The sequence below is a fragment of the Pricia sp. genome (genome assembly GCF_041745955.1).
Classification (GTDB): Bacteria; Bacteroidota; Bacteroidia; order Flavobacteriales; family Flavobacteriaceae; genus Pricia.
The window spans coordinates 1-1,958 of record NZ_JBGTHY010000250.1 but is presented as its reverse complement, the minus strand read 5'-3'; the positions used below and the strand labels follow the sequence as shown (position 1 = coordinate 1,958).

General features: G+C 45.3%; 3 protein-coding genes. 1 reads left to right on the top strand and 2 read right to left on the bottom strand.

The genetic code is table 11. The features are described 5' to 3' along the window. Both ACEW8S_RS09020 and ACEW8S_RS09015 read right to left on the bottom strand, forming a co-directional pair. On the bottom strand, nucleotides 1–234 hold a 234-nt coding region (locus ACEW8S_RS09020), incomplete at its 3' end, for a chaperone modulator CbpM (RefSeq protein ID WP_373517827.1). A 1-nt stretch (nucleotide 235) separates the two neighbouring features. Continuing rightward, the gene (locus ACEW8S_RS09015; RefSeq protein ID WP_373517826.1) at nucleotides 236–1,159 is read right to left on the bottom strand and encodes a DnaJ C-terminal domain-containing protein; all 924 of its coding nucleotides are present in this window, start codon (nucleotides 1,157–1,159) and stop codon (nucleotides 236–238) included. A 286-nt stretch (nucleotides 1,160–1,445) separates the two neighbouring features. Here ACEW8S_RS09015 and ACEW8S_RS09010 point away from each other — a divergent pair. Continuing rightward, a partial coding sequence (locus tag ACEW8S_RS09010) for an ATP-binding protein (RefSeq protein ID WP_373517825.1) occupies nucleotides 1,446–1,958 on the top strand: 513 nt, incomplete at its 3' end.

The window sequence follows — 1,958 nt, the reverse complement described above, 5'->3', positions numbered from 1 at the left end:
AAGTCGCTGCATCATATGGTTCAGCGCATCGATACCTTCCAAATTAATGCCTAAATCATTATACAGGCGGTCAAAGCGTTCGATTACGGGGATTTCTTCATCCAATATATAGACTTCTGTCTCGATTTGCCGGCATTTTATGAGTCCAAATTCGCTTAGGGCGTCGATAAAGGCATTCGGTATGTGCGTTGTCTCGCAATACTGTGTAACCAGAATATAGTTTTCCTTTTCCATGTTATCTCAATTTAGAAAGTTCCGTGAAAAGCTCTTTTTCCTTATCGGTCAGGTTTTTAGGTAGGGTTATCTTGTACGTTATATAGAGGTCGCCGGACTGGTTTTCCTTTTTGTACTTGGGCATGCCTTTGCCTTTTAGCTTTACTTTGGTATCGCTTTGCGTTTCGGGCTTTACATTTAGCTTGACCTTTCCGCTTAAGGTATCGACCTGTATCTCTCCGCCCAACAAGGCTTTATATAAATCAATTTCCTCAGTTTTATACAAGTCGTCTCCAACCCGTTGAAAAGCGGTGTTGTTGAATACTTGAAAGGTTAGGTACAGATCGCCTTTCGGGCCGCCGTTTGTTCCTTCGCTTCCGTACCCTTTTATTTTGATGGTCTGCCCGTCTTCGACCCCGGCGGGAATGGTGAGACGAATTTTGGTTGCCCCAAGGTCGATGGTCTGCTTTTGGGAACTGAGAATGTCCGTCAAGTTCAAACGAAGCGTTGCGTTAAAGTCCTGTCCCTTAAATTGACGTGAACTTCTACTGTTACTTCTTGTTGAACCTCCGCTCGCACCTCCGAACATGGATTCGAAAAAATCCGAAAACTCACTTCCGGAAAAATTGCCGGAACCTTGTTGCGGGCGACCGCCGCCAAAACCACCGCCGAATCCACCTGAGGCGGATTGCCGTTTTTGGGCTTCCTCATAAGCATCGGCATGTTGCCATTCTTTTCCGTATTTATCGTATTTCTTGCGTTTTTCGGGGTCGCTAAGGACTTCGTTGGCCTCGTTGATCTGTTGGAATTTTTGCTGGGACTCCATGTCGTCAGGATTCAAATCCGGGTGGTGCAAGCGCGCCAGTTTACGATATGCTTTCTTAATATCGGCCTCGGATGCTTTTTTGTCCAACCCGAGAACTTTGTAGTAATCGATAAAATCCATACCTTTTATTTGTAGATTGAAAAGTATAAAAAGTTGATGGGATACATGAACGCTTTAGGTGATTTTGTGAACTTATGTTGAAATTAGGAAGTTGGTTCATTAGGTATGAGTTGTTATTTTGATTTTAGTCATCGGTCATCGGTCATCGGTCATCGGTCATCGTTCGGCAGAAAACCGTCCCACTATCAACAAACCGTCCCTTTTCATTGTTAATTACTTTACCGGTTAGGGGTTTCCTATTTTTAAGAACCGCCCTATCTTTAGCGGCACTTGCAAAATTCTGCCCATGTCCGACGAAAGCCAATATGACGAAAGCCAATATACCGAAGAAAATATCCGCTCGCTCGATTGGAAAGAACATATCCGCCTGCGGCCCGGTATGTACATCGGTAAATTGGGCGACGGGTCTTCCGCAGATGACGGCATTTATATCCTATTAAAAGAGACCATCGACAACTGTATCGATGAATTTGTGATGGGGGCGGGCAAGATTATCGAGATTTCCATTCAAGGTGACCGCGTTATTGTGCGGGATTATGGCCGGGGAATTCCCTTGGGAAAGATTGTCGATGTGGTTTCGAAAATGAATACTGGGGGCAAGTACGATTCGCGAGCGTTTAAAAAATCCGTAGGCTTAAATGGGGTCGGTACCAAGGCGGTGAACGCCTTATCCAGTTTTTTTCGAGTGGAAAGTACCCGTGACGGCAAATCTAAGTCCGCAGAATTTGCGATCGGGGAGCTTCAGGACGAAGAATTGCTCGACGAAACCACCAGAAGGCGGGGTACCAAGATCACCTTT